17 protein-coding genes are annotated in these 25,987 nt (G+C 40.8%); 15 read left to right on the plus strand and 2 right to left on the minus strand.

Translation table 11 applies throughout. The features are described from left to right. Positions 1-182: 182 nt before the first annotated feature. The 5 genes from U2718_RS13775 (at position 183) to U2718_RS13795 (ending at position 8,144) form a co-directional block, all read left to right on the plus strand. Complete coding sequence (locus U2718_RS13775; RefSeq protein WP_342000544.1) at positions 183-1,571, plus strand: DUF2079 domain-containing protein; 1,389 nt, start codon at positions 183-185, stop codon at positions 1,569-1,571. A gap of 121 nt (positions 1,572-1,692) precedes the next feature. Next, a complete protein-coding gene (locus tag U2718_RS13780) occupies positions 1,693-3,093 on the plus strand; it encodes a DUF2079 domain-containing protein (RefSeq protein ID WP_411813281.1) in 1,401 nt (466 codons plus the stop codon). A gap of 46 nt (positions 3,094-3,139) precedes the next feature. After that, a complete protein-coding gene (locus U2718_RS13785; protein ID WP_342000440.1) occupies positions 3,140-4,585 on the plus strand; it encodes an ArnT family glycosyltransferase in 1,446 nt (481 codons plus the stop codon). Between the two features lie 292 nt (positions 4,586-4,877). After that, the gene (locus tag U2718_RS13790) at positions 4,878-6,164 is read left to right on the plus strand and encodes a mannosyltransferase family protein (protein ID WP_342000441.1); all 1,287 of its coding nucleotides are present in this window, start codon (positions 4,878-4,880) and stop codon (positions 6,162-6,164) included. 1,068 nt (positions 6,165-7,232) lie between these two features. Next, positions 7,233-8,144: a polysaccharide deacetylase family protein gene (locus U2718_RS13795; RefSeq protein ID WP_342000443.1), complete on the plus strand. Its 912-nt coding sequence runs from the start codon at positions 7,233-7,235 to the stop codon at positions 8,142-8,144. Positions 8,145-8,269: 125 nt separating this feature from the next. Here the strand turns inward: U2718_RS13795 and U2718_RS13800 are convergent, their stop codons facing one another. Continuing rightward, positions 8,270-12,991, minus strand: coding sequence for a glutamate synthase-related protein (locus U2718_RS13800; RefSeq protein WP_342000445.1), 4,722 nt, complete (start codon positions 12,989-12,991; stop codon positions 8,270-8,272). Between the two features lie 752 nt (positions 12,992-13,743). Here U2718_RS13800 and U2718_RS13805 point away from each other — a divergent pair. From U2718_RS13805 to U2718_RS13845, 9 genes are all read left to right on the plus strand, one after another. Beyond that, entirely contained in the window at positions 13,744-15,852 is a 2,109-nt protein-coding gene (locus U2718_RS13805) for a phosphodiester glycosidase family protein (protein WP_342000446.1), read from the plus strand. A 366-nt stretch (positions 15,853-16,218) separates the two neighbouring features. Further along, positions 16,219-16,635 carry a phosphomannose isomerase type II C-terminal cupin domain gene (locus U2718_RS13810; protein ID WP_342000546.1) on the plus strand — a complete coding sequence of 139 codons (417 nt, stop codon included), beginning with the start codon at positions 16,219-16,221 and terminating at the stop codon, positions 16,633-16,635. A gap of 141 nt (positions 16,636-16,776) precedes the next feature. Continuing rightward, on the plus strand, positions 16,777-17,121 hold the full coding sequence (locus U2718_RS13815) for an iron-sulfur cluster assembly accessory protein (protein WP_342000450.1): 345 nt from the start codon (positions 16,777-16,779) through the stop codon (positions 17,119-17,121). Positions 17,122-17,530: 409 nt separating this feature from the next. Then, complete coding sequence (gene rpsL, locus U2718_RS13820) at positions 17,531-17,905, plus strand: 30S ribosomal protein S12 (RefSeq protein WP_009456043.1); 375 nt, start codon at positions 17,531-17,533, stop codon at positions 17,903-17,905. A 601-nt stretch (positions 17,906-18,506) separates the two neighbouring features. Then, a complete protein-coding gene (rpsG, locus tag U2718_RS13825; protein ID WP_342000461.1) occupies positions 18,507-18,977 on the plus strand; it encodes a 30S ribosomal protein S7 in 471 nt (156 codons plus the stop codon). A gap of 150 nt (positions 18,978-19,127) precedes the next feature. Further along, a complete protein-coding gene (gene fusA / locus U2718_RS13830) occupies positions 19,128-21,206 on the plus strand; it encodes an elongation factor G (protein WP_289789222.1) in 2,079 nt (692 codons plus the stop codon). Between the two features lie 22 nt (positions 21,207-21,228). Further along, positions 21,229-22,458, plus strand: coding sequence for an elongation factor Tu (tuf, locus tag U2718_RS13835; RefSeq protein WP_342000464.1), 1,230 nt, complete (start codon positions 21,229-21,231; stop codon positions 22,456-22,458). Positions 22,459-22,817: 359 nt separating this feature from the next. Then, a complete protein-coding gene (rpsJ, locus tag U2718_RS13840) occupies positions 22,818-23,135 on the plus strand; it encodes a 30S ribosomal protein S10 (protein WP_008232935.1) in 318 nt (105 codons plus the stop codon). 180 nt (positions 23,136-23,315) lie between these two features. Further along, the gene (locus U2718_RS13845) at positions 23,316-23,966 is read left to right on the plus strand and encodes an LON peptidase substrate-binding domain-containing protein (protein WP_289789224.1); all 651 of its coding nucleotides are present in this window, start codon (positions 23,316-23,318) and stop codon (positions 23,964-23,966) included. A 115-nt stretch (positions 23,967-24,081) separates the two neighbouring features. Here U2718_RS13845 and pheA read toward each other — a convergent pair whose 3' ends face one another. Then, the gene (gene pheA / locus U2718_RS13850) at positions 24,082-24,972 is read right to left on the minus strand and encodes a prephenate dehydratase (protein ID WP_342000477.1); all 891 of its coding nucleotides are present in this window, start codon (positions 24,970-24,972) and stop codon (positions 24,082-24,084) included. Positions 24,973-25,220: 248 nt separating this feature from the next. On the opposite strand from pheA, the gene U2718_RS13855 reads away from it, so the two are divergent. After that, the gene (locus U2718_RS13855; protein ID WP_342000479.1) at positions 25,221-25,814 is read left to right on the plus strand and encodes a DUF1997 domain-containing protein; all 594 of its coding nucleotides are present in this window, start codon (positions 25,221-25,223) and stop codon (positions 25,812-25,814) included. Positions 25,815-25,987: the final 173 nt, after the last annotated feature.

Raw genomic sequence — 25,987 nt, forward strand, 5'->3', positions numbered from 1 at the left:
GTCTGATAAAGCAGACTAGGTAAGATTTTCAGTCAGTTTTAACTGACTTGAGCTATGCAGCCTAGAATTTCAGTTCTAGGCGTTTTAGGGACGAGGTACTTAAAAATTAAAACTCAAAAGAAGATTGTTGCTTGTAACCGAGGGTGAAAAAACAACTAGTTAAGCTTGGCAATATGGGCTGGATGATTAGCTTGAGTGCCTTACTTCTATTAGGATGCAGCAGTTTGCGGCACGAACTGTTTCAATCATCTGCTTGGGATCTAGGAATTTTCGATCAGGCGATCTACTTAATTAGCCAAGGAAAGTCTCCAGTTTCTTCGTTGTTAGGGTTTCATATTCTTGGAGATCATGCTGCAATTGTTCTGTATCCACTGGCTTTGCTTTATAAAATTTACCCTACAGTCTATTGGTTATTGACTGTACAGGCTATTGCTTTAACATTAGGTGCGCTGTTTATATATAATCTTTCCCGTCAGGCTGGATTAAGCACGCGGCAAGCAACAACAATCGCAGCAGCTTACTTGTTATATCCATTGATATTTAACATTAATCTGTATGATTTTCACCCAGAAGTCATAGCTCTACCTGCACTGTTAGGAGCAATTTTAGCTGCTCGTCTGAAAAAATTTAGCTGGTTTTGTTTCAGTATTATTTTGGTGTTGGGATGCAAAGCGGTGTTATCGCTGACGGTGGCAGCAATGGGATTATGGCTACTGATATTTGAGAAAAGGCGATTATTTGGTGCGATCGCTCTTTTGAGTGGGATCGCTTGGTTTTTAATCGCAACTAAAGTAATCATCCCATTTTTTGGTGGCGAAGCCGCTTCAGTAGCACGTCATTTATCACGCTACAGCCATTTCGGCAACTCTTTCATTGACATCGCTCAAAATCTACTCTTCCAACCCAATTTGGTACTGGGAAAAATCTTTTCCCTCGCGACTCTAGAATATTTGGCTTTGCTGATTGCGCCAGTCTTGTGGGGAATCTCACCTAGATGTCTTTTGCCTTTAGTAGGCGCTATTCCCACATTGACTTTAAATATTCTCGCTAATGCCACTCAGCAGAGAAATTTAGTCCATCAATATTCTCTGCCAATCCTACCTTTTCTCTTCGTTGCTGTAATTCAAGCCTTTGCTAATCAGTATGCTTGGATACAAAAATCACGGACAATTCTCCTTTATTGTTTAGTAGCTTTTTTAGCTTTGGCTAAATACGGCTACTTCTGGACAATTTATCTGGATTCTTTGGATACTTGGCAAGCTACACGGGAAGCGATCGCTCTGGTTCAAACTAAAGGAGGTGTTTATACAACTGCTGAAATCGCACCTCATTTAACTCATCGCCCATTACTCAAATTTACAGATGCCAATTCACCACCAGCAGATTTAACAAAATTTGAATACATCCTCTTAAACGTTCGTCATCCAGGCTGGCTGAGTAATCGAGATTTTGCAACCAATTTAGTTAATCAACTTCAAAACACAGAATTATTTCAACTCAGCTACCAGCATGATGACGTTTATTTATTTGTCAAAAACTCTTCTGGTGAAAAGAGTAAAAAATTACTTTAAAACTCTCTACCTCTCCCTATTTTTCCTGAAAACAGAAGATGCGAAGATATGGAGGTACTCATAATGATTGTTACAGCTAAGGGTGATAAAACAATTTTTTAAGCTTGGCATTGTCGGTTGGATGATTGCCATTAGTGCCTTATTGTTGTTTGTGTGCAGCAGTACGCGCCATATATTATTTCAGTCGGGAGCTCTCGATCTAGGGATCTACGATCAGGTAGTCTATTTAATCAGCCAAGGAAAGCCACATATCTCTTCTTTTTTAGGCTTTCACCATCTAGGCAACCATGCAGCCTGGGCAGTCTATCCTCTAGCTCTACTCTATAAGATTTACCCAAGTGCTTACTGGTTATTAGCTGTACAAGCTATTTCTCTCGCATTGGGTGCTTTACCTACCTATTATCTTGCCCTACAAGCAGGATTAAAGGAAAGCCAAGCAATCGCAATGGCAGGTGTTTACCTGTTATATCCGTTAGTTTTCAACGTCAATTTGTTTGAGTTTCACCCAGAAGTGATGGCAATCCCTGTTTTTTTGGGGGTAGTTTTGGCAGCACGGCTAAATAAAGTAGTTTGGTTTTGTGTAGGCATTATCTTCATTTTGGGTTGTAAAGCTGTGTTATCACTAACTGTGGCGGCAATGGGTTTGTGGCTGTTAGTGTTTGAAAAAAAGCGTTTTTATGGAATATTTGCCATCATTGCTGGAATCAGCTGGTTTTTGCTAGCAAGCCAAGTTATTATTCCCTTTTTCAGTAATAATGAGGCAGCAGCCGTAGCACGTTACAGCTATTTGGGCGATTCTGTTTTAGAGATTGCTATAAATCTAATTATTAAACCAGAGCTAATTTTAGGGAGGGTATTTTCAGTTAAAACACTTGAATATCTGGCGCTTTTAGTTACACCACTAATTTGGGGACTGACACCGCAACATCTAACTCCGTTAGTGGGTGCGATGCCGGCACTGGTATTAAATATTCTTTCTGACAAGCCAGAACAACGCGATTTAATTCACCAGTATTCTCTGCCAATACTGCCTTTTTTAATTATCGCTGTAATTGCTAGTCTAGCTGATGGTAAGGCATGGTTGCGTACTAAACGGGCAATAATTTTATGGGCGCTGATAGGTTTTATTGTCCTAGCAAAGTATGGCTATTTTTGGTCGCGATATTTAAGAAGTGTTGATAACTGGCAAGCAACACGGCAAGCGATCGCCCTAGTTCAATCCTCAGGTGCGGTTTTAACTACCCATAGCATTGCCCCTCATTTAAGTCACCGTCAGACAATCCATTTTGTGGATGATATTAGTGGTTTACCTGAGGACATTAATCAATACGACTATATATTGCTCAATGTACGTCACCCAGATGGCACTCGTAATCCGGCGTTTGCCGCTAATTTCGTCAATCAGCTTCAAAATAATCAATTATTTCAACTACGCTACCAACACGAGCAAGTGTATTTATTTATAAAAAACCCTTTAATCAACTATATTTATTCTGTAATAAATTCTTTTACTTCTGGTTAACTAAAAAACTGAAAACTTACTATCTACAATCTGCATAAGTACCACTATGACCAGATTGAAAAACTTCATCCATCAACTTATTATTATACTTCTCTTTGTTGGCTTTGTTCTCGCTATTAGATTTCAACCGATTTCGCAAACTTTTGAATTTGATTATGATGAGGGTTTTAATTTAATTAAAGCCCTTCTCTACTCACAGGGCTTTTCTCTCTATACGCAAATTTGGAACGATCAACCGCCTCTTTTTACTGTTTTATTATCATATTGGCTAAACTTATTTGGCTACTCAATCTTTGCTGCTCGTTTATTAATACTTTTATTCTCAGCACTATTAATATATTGCTTTTATAAGCTCATCAGTAGTGAAGTAGGAAAATTACCAGCATTAATAGCCACAATCTTATTATTTACGTCCTGGCTATATATTCGCCTTAGTATTTCTGTAATGATTGGGCTTCCTTCATTATCGTTGGCTATGTTGTCTATTTATTTATTACATCTTTACAGACAAAATCATCGCAAATTTTATATTATTTTATCTGGAATTACTTTTGCACTCTCTTTGCAAACTAAGTTATTTACTATTTTGCTTCTACCTTTAATGTTTTTTTATATTGTTGATTTTAATATTAAAACTGTTGTAAATAACAAATTATCAAAAACAATACTAATTAATGCAGCTTTATGGTTAATACCCTTGGGATTAATTTATATTTTAATCGGCGTATTTTTTCAACAATTTTGGAATCACGATCAACTAATTACTACTCATCTCAATCAACCTCAAAATTTAAAACTAGAGAATTTTAATAATCGAGAATATCTTCTTTATATTATTAGTCAAGACTATGATTATATATTTTTAGCGTTTATTGGAATTGGGGTAATTTTTTTAAGAAAATATATAAATGGAATATTTCCTATCGCTTGGCTAATAACAGCGGTACTGATTTTACTCAATCATCAACCACTTTGGTATCACTACTATCCTTTACTTGCTATTCCTATCTGTTGGCTAGCTGCTTATGGAGTAGCATTCTTGGGTGATTCATTTTTCAAAAAAAAGTTAATTAACACTAAACAACTTATTATTCCTTTCTTGTTAATTGTAATCCTGATTGGCTTAGTCATCGCAACTCCTCCTAATCCAAAAGGAAGCGTCCCCAAAAATATGGAGTTGATGCAACTAGTGTTGAGATATAAAGATTCTACGAATTGGATTTTTACTGATCGCCCTATATATGCTTTTTATGCTAGATTATGCGTTCCCCCTGAAATTGCTGTGATGTCATATAAAAGGCTTAACTCTGGAGAACTAACATCTCAAGAAATACTTTCGGTTTTACAAAAGTATCGTCCTGAGCAAATTGTTCTAAGCAGGTGGACTTCTCAACTGAAGAGTGATAGTAAATTTCTGGCTTATATCAACACAAATTACTCAAAAACTTATACAAATGCAATAGGTAGTGAGGAACATTATATTTTGAAGTGAGTCTTTTATTTAAGAGGTACAGACAATTAATAAGCTTACATATAAATATGAGTAATAGTAATATTTACAATTATTTTTATCCCTGATTAAATTGTGTATAAAAACACTATTTAATGAGTGGAAAATATCTATAATCATATTAATAAAAATTTAAAGTTTAACTACTGAACTGTTCAGCTTATTTCAGCTAGTTACTTGTTGGGGTGAGGGGTAAGATGCATAAATCATTACAAATAATGTCGTAGCCATAGGTACAAGAATGCATTAAAAGGTGAGAAAAATACTCAAGCTTATGGCTCAAGCGCATATATTGATCAAAAAAGTTTTATGGAAAGATGATTTCCTATTTCCAGTAGTAATCTGGCTGATTAGCAGAATATTTATCTGGGCTACCATGCTGCTGGTTGCACCACATCTGCCCCAACCTCCACAGGGGATTGTACCCAGCTTTGGATGGGGAGTATTTGATGCTTGGGATAGCATACGTTATCGCAGTATTGTGACTTCCGGTTATGAATTCGTTAATAATGGGCAGCAATATAATATTGCCTTTTTTCCCCTATTTCCTTTAGTAATTCGGGGTTTGATGAACTTAGGCTTGCCATTTGCTGTTGCAGGAGTGCTGGTAAATAACTTGGCGTTTTTGGCAGCGCTTTACTGCCTATACTTTTGGGTTCTAGAGCAACTTGGTACAAACGAGGCAAGGTGGGTAATTGCTGTGCTAGCTTGGTGTCCTCTGTCCTTATTCGGAACTGTAATTTACACCGAAGGATTGTACTTATTGTCGAGTACGGCAGCTTTGTATGCCTTTGATCGTAAGCAATATGTTTGGACTACTTTTTGGGGTGCCTTAGCAACGGCAACACGCCCGACGGGGATAGCAATGAGCCCGGCTTTTTTAATAGCAGCTTGGAGAGAACAGCGATCGCCAATTGCATATCTTGCTGCTTGTGCTAGTGCGATCGGTGTGCTTTTGTTCAGTCTCTATTGTGCAATTAATTTTGCCGATCCGATCGCATTTATTCATGCCCAGAGAGGATGGCGTCCTTCATTTGGATTTGATTGGCGTGGTTGGTTAGATATGCTGCTACAGCTAGCAGCAGGTACATCAAATTGGCACAATCTTCGGCTCAAAAACCTACTACATCTGTTGCTGTTTGGCAGCATTATTGCCAGTAGTTGTACTTTATGGCACAAACACAAACAAGTGCCACATACCAAAATAGTTTACTGCTTGTATGCAGTAGTCACATTTTCATTAATATTGGCTGACAGACAATTTATCAATAACTTACTTAATGTGACTATGGTTTTGGGAGGTAGCTATTTTTTGTGGCACTCACGCAAAGATTTAACCTCTGTCAAAATCAGTTACGGCTTTTGCGGTATAGCTTTGCTGTTAGCCTCTGGTGGTACTATATCCCTGAGTCGTTTAGCTTACGGTATTGTACCTCTGAGTTTAGCTGCGGGTATAGGATTGGGACGTTATCCCCGTCTAGGCTTTCTCATGTTGGGCTTGTTTTCCATATTACTTGCGAGGCTAGCCATTAGCTTTGCTCAAAATCTCTGGGTAGGGTAGAGAAAATATCTATCCTAAGAATAGGGGCGCTTAGTCTAGAAGTCAGAAGCTAGGCAAAAGGGGTCTACAAAACATATTTTGTAGATAAATTAATTTAAATATGTGAATCAAATATTAAAATTACTTCAATAAAAATTCTAAACTATGTATATAGTGTTACTTTTAAACTATTAGTCAAATGCTTGAATAAAATAACAGCCAAACTATACTTGAATTGTTAGTTGTCGATTAATAATGAAGCTCAAAAATTAAGTATAAATACTTAGGTTTTTTGTATTAAAATTGCATATAAATTATGTAGAAGACTATAGTTTACTCGAACTTAAGAGTTTTCTTTGGGACTTAAGGTAATTTCAACTATTCTGTATATACTCACATGAATCGCCGAAAACTCAGTGGAAAAGTACGACTTCATCAATACTGCTCTGTTGCATAAATCGAGAGGGGTAAATGCGCGTAGTGAATAACTTTAGTTCTCAAATATTCAAGCACTAAAGTACTAACTGCAAACAAAACCTATTAAAACTTTCACAATCAACAGCTAGACTGAGAAAACAGAGCTATGAATGGAGTTACTTTGAGTAGTTTGTTCAAGAGCATATAGTATAGTTAAATTTTGCGCATTTTGAAGAAACTATTTTGATTGATAAGCGTCTAGCAGCTTCAGGCAGACTTAGTTGCAAAAGTCAGCTGTAAACTTAACATTTTTTTCCAGGTAGCGATCTGGTTACGCAGTAGAATATAATTTGTTGGACTAGGAGAGTTATATTTCATAATTAAAAAGCATAGTAATTATAAGCATAAATATTTACTTTGTGCATCTATAATCTGACTAACTCTTACTAATAGTTATCTTCACCAAGCAAGATAATCTGATCTGCTACAAACGCTGTAATTTTTATCTTTACTGATAGTCAAATTTCTGTGAATCTGTATTGTAATTTCCGAGATTAACAGAAGTGGTTTGTATTTATATCTAAATACTATCTGAATAAATCTTCTCAAAAACTGTGCTGGTAGTTTTGTCAGCAAAGTGACTAACGCTTCAATATGCCAAGGAGCTAGGATGTGGAAAATAATAAGTCGTTTGTCTGGCCGCAAGGAATATTACTTGCACTTATAGCTTTAAGTGGCAGCTTGAGCCTTGGCTTAATTGTGCCTATGAGTCTAAAAAGTTTTTATGTTGATACAACCAATGCAGTAGATTTGAAGGATATAGAAATTAAAGGAGGAGCTCAAGAGCGACTCAATCAACTCAAGTTGGCAATGTTAACAAGTTGGCAACAACAAGCTAGAGTAAAAGGTTTATCCTATAGTATACCAGCACGCTTTCAAGGAGTGATAGTTAACCGAGTAAAACTTGCTCCAAATCAAAAAGTAATTGCTCTTACCTTTGATGATGGCCCTTGGCCTGAGTACACTGCAAAAATACTAAATATACTCAGAGAAAATAATATTCAGTCCACATTTTTTGTTGTCGGACAAATGCTAAATAATCATCCCGAATTAGGCAAACAAATTGTGGCAGAAGGGCATGTTATCGGTAATCACACTTGGCATCACTGGTATCACTTTTTTAATCAACAAGCTGCTGCTTTTGAAATTGACCGTACATCGGACTTAATTTATGAATTAACAGGAGTAAGAACAAATCTGTTTCGGCCTCCTGGTGGAATGCTGCATAATGGTTTGGCTGCCTATGCTAGAGGTAAAAAGTATACAGTAGTAATGTGGTCAGCTGACTCGGTAGACTATAGAAGCCCTTCTGCATCTGTATTAACTAGTAGAGTGCTAAAACAGGGATCACCTGGTGGTATTGTGTTAATGCATGATGGTGGCGGTAATCGTTCCCATACTGTGGCAGCTTTGCCACAAATTATTAGTAAATTTAAGCAGCAAGGCTATAGGTTTGTTACTATTCCAGAACTGTTTGAATTACAAGAAAAAGACGAAAAGATGATTGCAAATACAAAGAAATAGAAATTAACTAAACAAGCTCCCCGACTTCTTTGAGAAGTTGGGGAGTTGTGGGTTTAAGTATTCAGAAAAGATACGAAGCAAAATCCAGAAGAAAACACTTCTGGATTTTGCATTTTCCCTCACAATTAAACAGGGCTTAATTGCTTTTCTTGGTGAGAATTGGCTTCTGGACTATCAGCTTCGGAAGGTGGAACCAATTGCCAGAACTTGGGTAAGAACTCTTGCCAGTTTTCTAGAATCATCTTTGCTTTTGCCGAACCAGTTCGCTGTGTGTGGGCTGCAATTAAATCTTTAAGTTGCTTTTCGCCAGCAGCTGTAACTACTCGCTGAATCGTGACAATTTCCCGATTAACCAAATCAGGGAAATTACCGTCTTCATCTAAGAAGTAACCAATTCCACCAGTCATGCCAGCGCCAACATTGCGTCCGACTTTGCCGAGAACAACAATTACACCACCAGTCATGTACTCACAGCAATGATCGCCTGCTCCTTCAATTACCGCCGTACCTTTAGAGTTACGCACGGCAAAGCGTTCTCCGGCTAAACCGTTGGCAAAGAACACGCCACCAGTTGCACCATAAAGACAGGTATTGCCAATAATCACATTTTGTGCTGGATCGTAGTTAGCATCTACAGGAGGCTTAATAATGATTTCACCACCGTTCATACCCTTACCTACGTAATCGTTTGCTTCTCCTTCTAAGGTAAGAATCATGCTAGGTAGGTTGAAAGCTCCAAAGCTTTGTCCAACACTACCTTTAAAGTTCAGGTTAATTTGCCCTTCAAAGCCATTGTCACCATATTGAGAAGCGATCGCTCCTGCTATACGTGCGCCAATTGTTCTGTCAGTGTTTACAACCTCTACCGTCTTAGTTACGGCTGACTGATTTGCGATCGCAGCTTTAATGTCAGGATCTGCAAGCAGCTGATCATCCAAAACAAAGCCGTTGCTGTGAACTTCTTCATGCGTCAACCAACTGCGGTTTTCTCTAGCATCTGGCAGCTGAAGTATGCAGTTGAGATTCAATGATTGGGTTTTGGTAAGCCTTGCCTCTGCTCGTGTTGTCAATAAATCCGCACGTCCCACTACTTCTGATAGCGAACGGTAACCCAAGTGTGCCAACAGACTGCGTACTTCTTCGGCAACAAAATAGAAGAAATTAACAACGTGTTCCGGCATACCCGTGAACCGCTTACGTAAGTCTTCCCTTTGAGAAGCAACACCAACTGGGCAGTTATTAGTGTGACAGATCCGCGCCATGATACAACCTTCCGCAATCATGGCAATCGAGCCAAAGCCAAATTCTTCTGCTCCCATCAATGCGCCCATCAGCACATCCCAACCACTCTTGATGCCGCCATCGACGCGCAAAACGACGCGATCGCGCAGGCTGTTTTCCATCAAGACGCGATGTACTTCAGTTAAACCGAGTTCCCACGGTGAACCTGCATGCTTAATCGAACTCAGAGGGGAGGCACCCGTACCGCCATCATGTCCAGAAATTTGGATAATATCGGCATTGGCTTTTGCCACACCCGCCGCGATCGTACCGATGCCGATTTCAGCAACTAACTTTACTGACACCTGTGCTTTCGGGTTAATTTGGTGCAAGTCAAAAATTAACTGTGCTAAGTCTTCAATCGAATAGATATCGTGATGAGGTGGTGGTGAAATCAAGGTAACACCGGGTTTTGAACGCCGCAACATGGCAATATAAGGACTAACCTTTTTACCTGGTAGTTGCCCCCCTTCTCCTGGTTTTGCACCTTGAGCAATTTTAATTTCAATTTGCTTGGCACTCATCAGATACTCTGGTGTTACACCAAAGCGTCCCGATGCTACTTGCTTGATAGCGCTAGAAGCAGTATCGCCGTTTCGCAATCCATTCAGATGGGCAAGGGTAGGCGAGTGTCCAGTTTCATCTACATCATCCAAGATGGTAAAACGTACCGGATCTTCTCCACCTTCGCCAGAGTTGGATTTACCACCAATGCGGTTCATGGCGATAGCTAGGGTTTCATGAGCTTCCCGCGACAAGGCACCCAAAGACATACCGCCAGTGCAGAAGCGCTTGACAATCTCGCTGACTGATTCGACTTCTTCAATTGGGATGCTGGGGCGATCGCTTTGGAAGTCCAACAAATCTCGCAGCGCAGTTATCGGTCTATCTTGCAAGTACTTCTTGTAAACTGCGTAGTGATCGTACTTCTTGCCATCAACTGCCTTATGCAGTGCTTTTGCCAGTTCGGGGTTGTTCATGTGGTATTCACCACCGGGGCGATACTGCACAAAGCCCAGGTTTTCTAGCTTTTTCAGGTTTAATTCTGGGAAAGCCTTGCTGTGGATACACAATACTTCTTGTGCCAACTCGCTCACACTCAAACCGCCAACACGAGATGTTGTGCCAAAAAACCCCAATTCTAACAAATCTTTACCAATGCCGATCGCTTCAAAAATTTGCGCGGCTTGATAGCTGGAGAGTAGCGAAATTCCCATCTTAGAGAGAATTTTTAGCAAACCACCCTCTACTGCCTGACGATAGTTGCCGATCGCTTGCTCTAGGGTGAGGGTATTAATTTTACCCCGTTCCATAAATTGTTGCGTCTTTGGATCTGTCCACCAATCACGCACCGTCTCTAAAGCCATATACGGGCAAACGGCAGCAGCCCCGTAACCAATCAAACAAGCAAAGTGATGGGTACTCCAACATTGAGCTGTATCAACCACCAAAGATGCTTTTGTCCGCAACCCTTGGCGAATTAGGTAATGATGTACCGCACCTACCGCCAACAGGGGAGGAATGTAGCTGTTTTCTGTACTGATGCCTGCACCAGCGCGATCGCTAAGAATTAAAATTTTTGCACCCGCCCGTACTGATTCGGCAGCCTGTGCTTGCAATCTCTGGACTGCGGCTTGCAAACCTTCCGGCCCAGATGCTATTTCAAATAGTGTTGGCAATTCAGCTGTTGTAAAGCCAGATGTCTTAATGGCTTCTAATTCCGCTTCCGTTAGCACTGGCGAATCTAGTTTTAGCCTGCGAGCATAATCTGGCTTGACATCTAGTAAGTTACCTTTTTCACCCAGTTCTACTTTCAAAGACATCACCAATTTTTCCCGCAAGGGATCAATTGCTGGATTTGTGACTTGAGCAAAGCGCTGTTTGAAATAGTCGTAAAGTAGGTGGGGTTTTTCGGACAGGATTGCTAAGGGAATATCATCACCCATGCAAAAAGTCGCCTCTTTGCCTTCTATAGCCATTGGCTGAATTACCATTTCCACATCTTCTGTGGTGTAGCCAAAGGCTACCTGCTGGCGTAGTAGAGTTTGTCTATCAATGCTGTTGGTTGTCTGAAGTCCGTTACCGTTGTCATTGCTTATTAATCCATTGTCATTAGCCATTCGTCCTTTACCATTTGCTAATGACGAATTATTAATGACTGAGGACTTAATTTCTTGGCGGTACTGTTGCAACCACTCCCCATATGGATGCTTTTTCGCGATGCGCTGCTTAATCTCCCAATTTTTCAGCACCTCATGAGTTTCTAAATCCACGGCAATCATTTGCCCTGGCCCTAGTCTGCCTTTTTCAATAATATTGGCTTCTGGCAATTGCACTACACCCGCTTCCGAAGCCACAATGATGTAATCATCCTTTGTAATACAGTAGCGAGCCGGTCTTAAACCATTGCGATCTAGGGTTGCTCCAACCTTTAACCCATCACCAAATACCAAAAGTGCTGGGCCATCCCAAGCTTCTTGCAGACCGCTATAGTATTCGTAGAAGTCGATAATTTCAGGGTAGTTACGCAATTCCGGTTGGTTTTGGTAAGCCTCTGGAACCATAATCATTAAGGCTTCCAAGGGGCTGCGTCCGGAACGTACCAGTAACTCTAGTACATTATCTAAAGTAGCGGAATCACTATTTTCAATATGGACAAAAGGCTTGAGTTCTTGGATGCGATCGCCCCAGACTGGATGTTCTAAACTTGCTTCTCGTGCCGTCATCCAGTTAATATTACCCAACAAGGTATCGATTTCACCGTTATGACCTAATAATCGCATTGGCTGTGCTAAAGGCCATTTGGGCATGGTGTTAGTACTAAAGCGGCGATGATATACAGCAAAAGCACTTTTATAAGCTGGATTTTGTAAATCGCGATAAAACTCTCCCAAGACTGCTGATCGCACCATGCCTTTATAAACAATTGTGCGGCTAGACAGAGAGCAAATATATACTTCTTCTGACCAATCTTGATTTAAAGCGCAGATTGCTTTAAAGATTCTACGGCGGGTAATATACAGTTGCCGTTCGAGTTCGTCACCGCTTTTAGCTTGTGAAGCAACGAAAACTTGTTCAATTTGAGGCTGATTTTCTCTAGCTTGTACTCCCAATAAATTTGGCTGTACAGGCACTACCCGCCAACCTAATACATTCAATTTTTCCTCAGCCGCTACTTGTTCAATCGTTGCTTTTGCTGTTTGCGCTGCTTGTGGACTTTGTGGTAAGAAAATCATTCCTACAGCAATGTTGCTGTTCCCAGAAAGTTGTATTCCTCGTGCAGCAAAATCTTGTTGAAACAACTCCCACGGAATTGCGGTTAAAATTCCTGCACCATCACCAGAGTCGCGATCAGCACTACAACCACCCCGGTGTTCCAAACATGTCAAAGCTGAAAGGGCTTTGGTAACTATTTCATGGCTGGCATGATTTTGACGATGAGCAATAAAACCTACACCACAGGCATCTCTTTCTTCTACTAGCCACCTTGGCCCTGGGTAAATACAATTTGAGGAATTATCTGCAAGTCTTATGTTCTGGTCTTGATGCATCGGTTTTTTATTCATACACTATCCCTGTCATCTTGAGTAAAGAATTTTGTCACTAAGTAGCGAGAAAATTTCTAAATGGACAAATGGAAAGCACGCAATAACGGAAATTTTAGGGAAAAAAAATTTTAACTTCGGTTTTTGGTTAATACCGTGTTAAAATTATCGATTTATTTTTATGTATTTATCCTGACTTCTGTTCGCGCTTGTTCCAAGAGTGTTTTATTTATATCTTGAAGCTATGTACTTTCTCAATTTTCTTTTTCAAAAGCCAAATTAAATTCCAGGTATGATGATTTTTGCTTTACCTGAAACAAAAATCCTGTTTGGGACTTCTGTATATTCTAGAAAACTAAAATTATTCCGAACCCACGCAAAAATCAGCGTATTACACTATATGCCCATTTGACAATTCCTAAAAATTTCTCTTGTTACTCTCTAGATTATTACTGTCTAGTTTTTGTCACCTTTGTTGCTATCAGTTAAACTTCATCTAGGTAGCAAACATCAGGTAACATATGACTTGTCGGAACTCAGCGTGATTTTTATGTTGAAATTGCTGCCATAGTTGATTTAACGCTAGTGTGATTTAACACACTTAATAGCAGTTTTAATCCTGGTATCATTATCTGTTTGGTTCAACCAGATACAAAAAGCCAATATATACATTATCACGTTAGTGTTCACAACTCTGGTCATTATTTTTTGACATTTAGCAAACTTGTTAGTTTGTGCAATAGTTGAGAGTTATAAAAAATACTTAGCTACTTATGGTAAAAATGTCGAGTTTTTGCCGACAATACCGCAGTGCTATTGAAGAAAAGAGCAATAGCAGATTTATCAAGGTTTTGGTGTCGCCAGTAATTTTTTCAGTACTGTGTTTAACAGCTACTCATGATTATGCGATCGCCCGTACCAGTCTTAACCGCATCATCCCCAACACATCCCTAGTTCCTAAAGAACAGAAATTAGAAGTTAGGGTGGCACAATCCTCAACTGGTGTAAAGCAAATATCAGGATCGAGTCCAAGACCGCCTGCACCTCCTGTAAAGACAGGGGTAATATCCTATGGTAATCAAATTTCTCTCAATGGTCGAATCTCATCAGGAGGATGGTTGCAGCAACGCACCTCGAAAGGTCAAATCAGCACTCTTGTTAGTGATGGCGCACTCAGGCAATTGATTGGGGTAGATTTATTAGATACCAGCCAGCCAGCCAGACAACCAATCCAATGGTACTCCTCTAATGCAAAGCCGCAGATTTTAAGCAGCTTGTTGGCGGGCGGATACCGTTATTTAGACATTAGCCGTTTTGCCAACACCTTTGGTTGGCAGATGCAAGTCCAGGGTAAAACCTTGGTACTTTCCACGCCCAGCGCAAAAATTACAAATATTAACCAAGGAAAGCATGAGTTTGGCGATCGCATCGTTCTCAACTTAGATAGTCCTACTCCTTGGCAAATTGCTCAAGGTTTACCAGTCAAGACAAATCAACCTCTATCCGACGATCCGAATAGCCCAGTTGTTACACCTTCCTCTCCAACCACCAGAGAGTGGACAATTACTCTAGATGGTATTGCCGCTCCAGATTTAATTCAGCGCCATACACCATCTCTACCTCCTCCCTTCTCATCTCCAGAAAACCAATTAAAACAACAGGTGCCGGGGATTGAGCAACAACCGTCTCAGCCACCAGCACCCCCTCCACTGATCAAGCAAGTAGAGGTAGTCAAAAATCAAACGATTGTTCGTCTGGAAGTTCCCCTGGGTTTAGCTCCTTTGGTTAGTACTTTACCTAATCCCAATCGTCTAGTCATTGATATTCGACCAGATGCACTTTTACAACGTTCAATTAATTGGGCTTCAGGATTGCGCTGGCAACAGCAATTTGTGAACTTAGGTCAAGAACGCTTTCCTGTTGTCTGGTTAGATGTTAATCCTCGCACCGTTGGGTTAAAACTCAAACCAATTGTGACAAACCCCGATACCCTTGTCGGTACTGCTCCTTTAATTCAAACAGCACAAAAGTATGTAGCAGTAGCAGCAATTAACGGTGGTTATTTTAACCGCAATAATAAATTACCTTTGGGTGCAATTCGTCGGGATAATCAGTGGTTGTCTAGCCCAATTTTGAACCGAGGAGCGATCGCCTGGAATGATTCTGGACAATTTTATCTAGGTCGTCTCGTTCTACAAGAATCTTTAATCGGCTTAAATAATCTAAAATTACCGATTGTGACTCTCAATAGTGGCTACGTCCAAACTGGCATTGCCCGTTACACTCCTACTTGGGGAGCAAATTATACTCCTCTAACAGACAACGAAATTATCATCATTGTTCAAAAAAACCAAGTTACAGCTCAGTTACCAAGCCTCAAAGCAGGACAAACTGCTATTCCTATCCCTCAAGATGGATATCTGCTTACTTTACGCGGCAGTAGTGTCGGTAATGCCTCAGTTTTACCGATTGGCTTTTCAGTGCGGATAGAAAGTTCTACTTCTCCTGCTGAATTTAGCCGTTATCCTTATATTCTGGGAGCAGGGCCGCTACTACTCCAAAATCGCCAAATAGTACTAGATGCCAAAGGCGAAAATTTTAGCAATGCCTTTATTGCCCAAAAAGCTGTTCGTAGTGCTATCTGTACAACTGCAACAGGCAATCTCATTATTGCTGCTGTGCATAATCGTGTCGGTGGTGCTGGCCCTACTTTGGCAGAACACGCACAACTTATGCAGCAAATGGGATGTGTTAATGCATTAAATTTAGACGGTGGTAGTTCTACCAGCCTTTATTTAGGAGGACAACTTCTTGACCGTTTTCCTAACACAGCTGCTCGTGTCCACAATGGCATAGGAATTTTCTTGCAACCCCGTCCATAAGGAGGACACGGGGACACGGGGAGGGGAGACAAGGGGAATAATAAACAATCAACCACTAACCACTGTACGGGCGGGTTTAGAAGATAAATTCCCGATTTAAAAGGCAAGATGATCAGCAAAACCCGCCCCTACTAACCACTAACTCTTGACTAACCCCTCTTTTTTAAAGCCGGTAAAAGGTTTGATTTTCCTTAATTAAAGACTTGATATAGATACACTAATTCAATCAGTTATATATGACACCTTCACCTGTGATTTTGCTATCTTGGCATAGGATGTATGACTGAATTTTTAAGTTTGCAACATCGCGCCATTCATCAATATTTATTAAGAGCACCAAAAGTTTTTATGTCTCAGGAAGTTACTATGACTCAATATCAAGACACAACGCACGCTAATGCACTGACACTGCCTCCAAGCGTCACTCCTAGAGGTGTTGCTGCAACCGAATTGCGTCCTTGGGGTTCTTTTACAGTTTTGGAAGAAGGGCGCGGATACAAAATCAAGCGTATCGAAGTTAAACCTGGACATCGTCTCAGCCTCCAGATGCACCACCATCGCAGCGAACATTGGATAGTAGTATCAGGTACAGCTAGAGTCATTTGCGGTGAGCAAGAAGTACTTTTGAGCAACAATCAGTCTACATATGTACCCCAGTGTACGCCTCATCGCTTAGAAAATCCTGGCGTCATACCTTTAGTTTTGATTGAAGTACAAAACGGAGAATATTTAGGAGAAGATGATATTATCCGTTTCCAAGACGACTATGCTCGTACTGTATAGTTAGGCCGTGCAATACAATTGCTGCTAGTCATAGCCGCTAGAATACAAGAAGATAAATACATTTAAATCAGAAGTTTCATATATTGACCTTAGCCTGTAAGATTTGAGGATGAGGTCTTTAATTGTTGTCTAGTAAATTTGATGATTAGTTTGACTCAAGCAGCCAGCAGCGAAATAAAAAGATTGCAGTCTAAGCAAAAGTCAAATCTTTTATTTAGATTGGCAGTTAAACACGGTGGTTGTTCCGGTTGGTACTATGATATGTCCTTTGATGAAACAGTAAGACAAGGCGATCGCACCTTTGAGTGTAGCGGTATTCCAATTATCATAGATGCCGAAAGCTGTAATTATTTAAATGGTTCAACCTTAGATTATTCAGAGGATTTGATGGGCGGTGGCTTTCGCTTCTACAACCCCCAAGCAAGTGCTAGCTGTGGCTGTGGTAATTCTTTTTCGATTAGTCAAGAGTTAGTAGTTAGTGGTTAGTGGTTAGTAGAGGCGGGTTTTGTTGATAATTTTGCCGTTCAAACGGATAATTTATCTTCTAAACCCGCCCGTACAGTAGTTAGTAGCCCTTGCTGAACTGCGTACAAAAGAGGACAAGGAGAGGAGCCAGTGCGGTGGTGAGCCAGCGCTCTGGCACGGCGCTCTGAGTTCTCTGTGCCATCTGCTCTCTGCCTTTTTCAAGTCAGTCAATCATGTTGAGAAATTACACAACGAGGGAATGAAAATATTTCTTTTTCCCAACCCTGTTTCCTGTTCCCTATTTTCAAGCTAGTTAATAACTATTTATCAACTACCAAAACAAAATAATTGACACAAAACCACTAAAAAAGATATAATCAGGATTTGTTGTTAAAACTTAGACTAAAAGCAGCTTCAGGTGCTGTAACTCATGCCAACTATACAGCAGCTAATACGTAACGAACGCGAAAAAGCGCGTCAGAAAACCAAGTCTCCAGCTCTGAAGCAATGCCCGCAACGTCGGGGAGTTTGCACCAGAGTATACACGACCACACCCAAAAAACCTAACTCGGCTCTGCGTAAAGTAGCGAGAGTCAGACTAACTTCTGGATTTGAAGTAACAGCTTACATTCCGGGAATTGGTCACAACTTACAAGAACATTCTGTCGTGATGATTCGTGGCGGTCGGGTTAAGGACTTGCCAGGCGTGAGATACCACATTATTCGTGGCACATTAGATACAGCCGGAGTTAAAGACCGCAAACAAGGTCGTTCCAAATATGGAACAAAGCGTCCCAAACAATAGAACTAACGCGATTAATCGTACTGATTTGATTAATCGCGTTGGTACTTAACTTAAACTATCAGCTTTAGTCTGAAAAAAGCAATATTCGCAGTTCAAGCGCTTGATTGCAAAAATAAAGATAAAGCTTAGTGCTCTTACAAACAAGTATGAGTTTAATGACTCGAAAAAGTCGGTGATAGAATTTTAGTTAAGTGCCTTCAAGCATAATGTTAGATTCGCGCTTGAGAATCTTGATCAAGTCCATAAGTCTTTCGTAAAGATAAGACTGGACATATCAGAATATAAAACCTGAATGAAAGCAATTACTTGCGGGTGGTTTGAGAATCTCACTCCTTTCAGGTATGAGATTGTCTAAAAAATCAAGTTAAATTAGTTAAAGCCTCAACTTATACCTATGCATTTGCTATGAGTGTAAGAAGTTTTTAGAATGCAGTTAGCGACAGCAGCATTTTAAATTAACTATTAAGGTATATAATATTGTCGCCTTGTATGTTCTAGTTGAGGGCAGCAAGTAAATGGGTCAGCATCGCTGCAATTGTAGTGTAAAAGCTGTCCAGACACATAATTCATCTAGTAGCTAAATTCCAATTAAGGTTGAAGTATGTCTCGTCGTGGTGTTGTTCAAAAGCGCCCTGTTCCGCCTGACTCAGTTTATAACAGTCGTTTAGTTAGCATGATGATCCGTCGTATTATGCGTCATGGTAAAAAATCACTTGCCGCACGGATTGTCTATGATGCTATGAAAAGTATTGAGGAACGCACTGGTAACGATCCATTAGAAACCTTTGAAAGAGCTGTGCGTAACGCAACGCCCTTGGTAGAAGTAAAAGCTCGGCGGGTTGGCGGTGCTACCTACCAAGTACCGATGGAAGTGCGTTCTGAGAGGGGTACAACTTTGGCACTGCGTTGGCTGGTACAGTTTTCTCGGCAACGCTCAGGTCGGACAATGGCTGGCAAATTGGCTCAAGAATTGATGGATGCTGCCAACGAGACTGGGAACGCTATTCGCAAGCGTGAAGAGACGCATCGGATGGCAGAAGCAAATAAGGCCTTTGCACACTATCGTTACTAAAATTAAGCCGCTATGTATCGCCTCTTCCCAAAGGCGGTATGAACTATCATCGTGTATTTACAAAAAAAATGACGGTTTACCGAAAAGGATAGAATCTTAACAAAGTGTAATATACAAGATATCATGAGGCGAAAAGTATAGGAGGCAGCTGTGGCACGTACGATCCCGCTAGAGAGAGTACGCAATATTGGTATTGCGGCGCATATAGATGCGGGCAAGACAACAACAACAGAGAGAATATTATTTTACTCTGGCATTATTCACAAAATAGGTGAAGTTCACGAAGGAACCGCTGTCACGGACTGGATGGAACAGGAGCGGGAGCGGGGTATTACGATTACTGCTGCTGCAATTAGCACCAGTTGGAAAGATCATCAAATAAACATTATTGATACTCCTGGACACGTAGACTTCACAATCGAAGTAGAACGTTCCATGCGGGTTTTGGATGGTGTAATCACAGTTTTGTGTTCTGTAGGTGGTGTACAGCCGCAAACAGAAACGGTATGGCGTCAGGCAGACCGTTACAAAGTTCCGCGCATTGTTTTTGTAAATAAAATGGATCGCACCGGCGCAAACTTCTATAAAGTTTACGAACAGGTACGCGATCGCCTGCGGGCTAATGCGATTCCCATCCAGCTGCCTATTGGTAGTGAAAGCGAATTTAGAGGTCTTGTGGACTTGGTGAAGATGCGAGCCTTCATCTACAACAACGACCAAGGAACCGATATTCAAGAAGCTGATATTCCCGCAGAAGTACAGGATCTAGCCCAGGAGTACCGTACCAAGCTAATTGAAGCGGTAGCTGAAACCGATGATGACTTGATGACCAAGTACTTCGAGGGTGAAGAACTTACTGAGAACGAAATCCAGACTGCTCTCCGTAAAGGTACGATTGCAGGTACGATTGTGCCATTGCTTTGTGGCTCCGCCTTTAAAAATAAAGGTGTACAGAAGTTGTTAGATGCAGTCGTAACATACCTGCCAGCGCCAATTGATGTACCCGCAATTCAAGGTACGCTACCAAATGGCGATACTGTTGAGCGTCACGCCAGCGATGAAGAACCATTGTCAGCTCTGGCATTCAAGATTATGGCTGACCCTTACGGTCGTCTCACCTTCATCCGCGTATATTCTGGCATACTCAAGAAAGGCAGCTACGTTCTTAATGCGACTAAGAACAAGAAAGAACGTATTTCTCGTCTGGTTGTTTTGAGAGCAGATGACAGAATTGATGTCGATGAACTCAGAGCGGGTGATCTAGGAGCCGCTGTGGGGTTAAAGGAAACTTTAACAGGTGACACCCTCTGTAATGAAGACTCACCAGTGATTCTGGAATCTCTGTACATTCCAGAGCCTGTAATTTCGGTGGCAGTAGAACCGAAAACTAAGAACGATATGGACAAACTGTCCAAAGCTCTGCAAGCTCTCTCGGAAGAAGACCCGACTTTCCGTGTCAGCGTCAATCCGGAGACAAATCAAACCGTAATTGCAGGGATGGGAGAGCTACACCTAGAAATTCTTGTAGACCGGATGTTACGAGAATTTAAGGTAGAAGCGAACGTTGGTGCGCCGCAAGTAGCTTATCGCGAAACCGTTCGCAAGAACGTTAACAAAATAGAAGGTAAATTTATTCGCCAAAGTGGTGGTAAAGGTCAATACGGTCATGTTGTGATTGACTTGGAGCCAGGAGAACCGGGAAGCGGCTTTGAATTCGTCTCTAAAATTGTTGGCGGTGCGGTACCTAAAGAGTACATCCCGCCCGTAGAGCAGGGAATGAAAGAAACCTGTGAATCCGGTATTTTAGCTGGATATCCGTTGATTGATATCAAAGCCACGCTGGTTGATGGCTCTTACCACGATGTAGACTCTTCGGAAATGGCTTTCAAGATTGCTGGCTCGATGGCAATTAAAGAAGCAGCAATGAAAGCAAGTCCCGTTCTGTTAGAGCCTATGATGAAAGTTGAGGTTGAAGTTCCCGAAAACTTCCTTGGGGATGTAATGGGTGATCTCAATTCCCGTCGTGGGCAAATTGAGGGGATGGGTTCCGAGCAGGGCATTGCCAAAGTGACTGCTAAAGTCCCATTGGCAGAAATGTTTGGCTACGCTACTGATATTCGGTCGAAGACCCAAGGTCGTGGTATCTTCTCAATGGAGTTTAGCCACTATGAAGAAGTGCCTCGCAACGTGGCTGAGGCAATCATAGCTAAAAGCAAAGGGAACGCATAACTAGTAAAGGAAACGATCATTCATGGCACGCGCAAAGTTTGAAAGGAAAAAACCCCACGTTAATATCGGTACTATTGGCCACGTTGACCACGGTAAAACCACACTCACAGCCGCTATCACTATGACCTTGGCGGCTTTGGGTCAGGCTCAAGCTAGAAAGTACGACGAAATCGATGCCGCTCCAGAAGAAAAGGCACGGGGTATTACAATTAACACAGCTCACGTTGAGTATGAAACCGAAAAACGTCACTATGCTCACGTAGACTGTCCTGGACACGCTGACTATGTGAAGAACATGATCACAGGCGCAGCCCAAATGGATGGTGCTATCCTCGTGGTATCTGCGGCTGATGGCCCCATGCCCCAAACCCGCGAACACATCCTGTTGGCACGGCAGGTAGGTGTTCCTAGCCTAGTAGTCTTCTTGAACAAAGAAGACATGGTGGACGACGAAGAATTGCTAGAACTAGTGGAATTGGAAGTCCGGGAATTGCTTTCTAGCTATGATTTTCCTGGTGATGATATTCCGATTACAGCAGGTTCTGCTTTGCAAGCGCTGGAAAAAATGACCAGTAATCCCAAAACTCAACGGGGTGAAGATAAGTGGGTAGATAAGATCTACGCGCTGATGGATTCTGTAGACTCTTACATCCCTACTCCAGAGCGTGATGTTGATAAGCCTTTCTTGATGGCTGTAGAAGATGTATTCTCCATCACAGGTCGCGGTACTGTAGCAACCGGACGGATTGAGCGGGGTAAAGTTAAAATCGGCGATAACGTGGAATTGGTAGGCATTAAGCCTACTCGTTCTACTACCGTTACTGGGATTGAGATGTTCAAGAAGAGTCTCGATGAAGGTATGGCTGGTGATAACGCTGGTATACTTTTGCGCGGTATCCAGAAGACTGACATCGAACGAGGTATGGTACTCGCCAAGCCTGGTTCTATCACTCCACACACTCAATTTGAAGGTGAAGTTTACGTTTTAACCGAAAAAGAAGGTGGTCGGAAAACACCGTTCTTTGCTGGTTACCGTCCTCAGTTCTATGTGCGGACAACAGATGTGACCGGCACGATTAAGACTTTCACCTCTGATGATGGTACTGAAGCGGAAATGGTAATGCCCGGAGACCGCATCAAGGTGACTGTAGAACTGATCAACCCGATCGCTATTGAGCAAGGAATGCGCTTTGCTATTCGTGAAGGTGGTCGCACCATTGGTGCTGGCGTTGTTTCCAAGATTGTAAAGTAGCATCTCTTGAGCTTAATTAAGAAGGAGCAGAGATGGTATAATACCTCTCTGCTTTTTTAACTTCCCTCTATTAAGAGGAACTAAACACTAGGGATTAGGGATAAAAGTTTTAGCTCGAAAGTATTGCTAACACTAAATCCCCATTTTAAATACCCTTTTAGTCCTAAGCGACTATCATCGCGGCTTTCTGTCAAAGTCTGTCTACCTTCAAGAAAGCCGCGCTACTATGTGCGTCTATGCTGAGTGTGAAATCAGGTGATTGACAAGCAGATTTGATTGAATCACTCACTAATAACTAGTTTGTAAGTCTTTTACCCCTAACCCCTTGTAAACATTAATCAGAACCAGGAAAATTAAAAATGGCAACCTTACAGCAGCAGAAAATTAGAATTCGCTTACAGGCTTTTGACCGCCGCTTGCTAGATACATCTTGCGAGAAGATTGTAGATACAGCAAACCGTACCAATGCTACAGCGATCGGCCCAATTCCCTTACCGACAAAGCGCCGGATTTACTGCGTGTTGCGATCGCCCCATGTAGATAAAGATTCGCGTGAACACTTTGAAACCCGTACTCATCGCCGCATTATCGATATTTATCAGCCTTCTTCTAAAACCATTGATGCTTTGATGAAACTGGATTTACCTTCTGGTGTAGATATTGAAGTAAAGCTTTAAATGGTCATAGCTAATAGCACTGCTTAGTGTGAATATTTACTTGCCCCGGAAGAGATATCTTTCAGGGCTTTTTATTTAGCTGTAAAAACAAATGTTAGAATGTAGACAAAGCACGGCAAAGACAAAGAATAATAAAAAATTATAAATATTATCAAAGGTTAAATTTATACCAAGGTAAAAATGACGTCTTCTTCTAAAATTGCCGTTCGTGAACTACCTCTGTTCCCATTATCAGAAGTAGTTTTATTCCCTACAAGACCATTACCCTTGCATATCTTTGAATTCCGATATCGGATCATGATGAATACGATTTTGGAGAGTGATCGTAGATTTGGGGTTTTAATGGTCGATCCGGCTAAAGGTACAGTTGCCAATGTCGGTTGCTGTGCAGAAATCATTCATTATCAACGGTTACCAGATGACCGGATGAAAATGTTGACTCTGGGGCAGCAAAGGTTTCGTGTTTTAGAATACGTTCGCGAAAAACCTTACTATGTCGGTTTGGTTGAGTGGATTGAAGATAACCCACCTGCTAAGGATTTACGTCCTCTAGCTGCTGAGGTAGAACAACTACTACAAGATGTTGTACGTCTATCTGCCAAGCTGACAGAACAAAATATTGAACTACCAGAAGATTTACCCGATCTGCCTTTAGAGTTGTCTTATTGGGTAGCAAGCAACCTATATGGTGTTGCTTCTGAGCAACAGACATTATTAGAAATGCAAGACACAGTTGCTCGTCTAGAACGAGAAGCGGAAATTTTGACTTCCACGCGCAATCATTTAGCAGCTCGTACCGTTCTGAAAGACACTTTTAATCAGAAGTTATAAAATTAGTTAGTAGTTATTAGTTAGTAGTTAGTGGGTAAACAACTAAATTCTGTACGGGCGGGTTTTAACGATAATCTCTCTAAAATAACAGAATATCTCAATAAACTCGCCCCTACTATCCACTAACTTCTTGATCAAGAGTGTTGACTGGTAAAACATTGTAGCTGCCAAAAATTTTTAATATTTCTGTATAGGCATTTAGTTGTTGTAGTGCAGATTGCATTTGAGCTTCACGAGCATCTGCTTCTACATCAATAAAAAATAAATATTCTCCTAGCGATCGCTTTGTCGGGCGAGATTCAATCCGACTAAGATTAATACCTAGCCGAGCAAAAATTTGTAGTGGTTTGACTAATGCTCCTGGTACATTCGCAGGTACACTGAATGCGAGCGAAGTGTGACTGTTTCTTATGGCAGATGATTGATTGGTGATTGACACATTAGCCTGACTTACTACCCAAAAGCGAGTACAATTTTCAGGATAATCATTAGTGCCATCAACTAGTATTGGTAAATTATAGAGTTGTGCAGCTCTTTGAGATGAAATTACCGCTGCTGTTGTTTCTTGCTCTAGTTTTTGCAATGGTTCTGTCGTGGAATTAGTAGGAATTAGCTGTACAGACGGGAGAAATCTTTCTAACCATCCTTGACATTGTGCCAAAGCTTGCGGATGGGAATAAACAGTTTTAATGCTTTCTAAGCTTTGAGCGTAGGAAATTAATGTATGAACTATTGGCATAACTAAAGCTAACTGAATTTGTAAAGTATCTAGTTGCCACAGTGTATCTATAGTCATACTTACACTACCTTCAATGGAATTTTCCACTGGTACAACAGCTAACTGAGCTGCTCCCTGAGCAACTGCTCGCAGTGTTTGAGCGATGCTGGGATAAGGGCATAAGATAGTTTCTAATCCCTTTATCTTTTGTAACCAATTGACATACAAAAGAGCTGCTTGCTCTGCGTAAGTGCCGGGAGGCCCTAAATGTGCGATCAATAGAGTCATGGAGTTGATTGTTTAGCTGTTAGTTTTAATCAAAGGTTGCATTAATAAGATTCTCGCAATACTCTACACCATGTAATTTATATTTATTTGAATGATACTAGCTGTTATTTACAAATAATGGATAACTATAAATTAATATAGTTTTGCAAGTAAATAGTAAATTTAGCTCATTCAATTTTAATTTTGTGCGACAAAATTCCATAAATTAAAAAATAATAGAATTATAAAACAATTATTTTTATTAACGCATGGCTATTCAGTTTACTGCCTCTCAATCGGTAGAAATTACTGTCCCGCAACAGCCTATTCCCATTCAGCACTATTTGCGTCAACCTCAACGCCTTGTTTATGCGTTGGTTGATTCTAGTCGCATCCAGCAGCTGGCAGAAGAAATTTTTCGTTTGAAAATGCGTCCTCTCTCTTTCATGTCACTGAGTATTCAACCCACTGTAGATATGAAAGTTTGGATAGAATCAAATGACACAATTTATTTGCGATCGCTAGGTTGTGAAATCCTTGGTGTTGAGTATATCAACCAGCGCTTTGATCTGAATTTAAAAGGATATTTAGCACTATCTCAATTCAGTACTGGTTATCGTTTACGAGGCAGAGCCGATTTAGAAGTACAAGTGGAATTACCACCACCATTTTGCTTTACCCCTAAACCCATTTTAGAGGCGACTGGTAATGGTTTACTGAAGAGCGTACTGTTAACTATCAAGCAACGATTGTTACATCAATTATTAGCAGATTATCGTCGTTGGGTAATTTCACAACTTCAAGAAGACAGACTAGTTAATAATGATGGAATCACAGAATTACCAATCTTAAATCCTGAGTAATTAGCTCTAAGTAATTGTAAATAATCATCCCAGTATTTCAACAAAATATAGATATACGCAGACAAATACAGTTAGTTAACTAATCTGTGTTTGTTTGCGTGCATCTGATGATTAATGCTTAAATTATCTGCTGATTATTTTCCCTAGCAATTATTTACAAAACTCCTCATTAT

This window comes from Chlorogloeopsis sp. ULAP02 (genome assembly GCF_038404745.2).
In the GTDB taxonomy this organism is placed as follows: domain Bacteria; phylum Cyanobacteriota; class Cyanobacteriia; order Cyanobacteriales; family Nostocaceae; genus Chlorogloeopsis.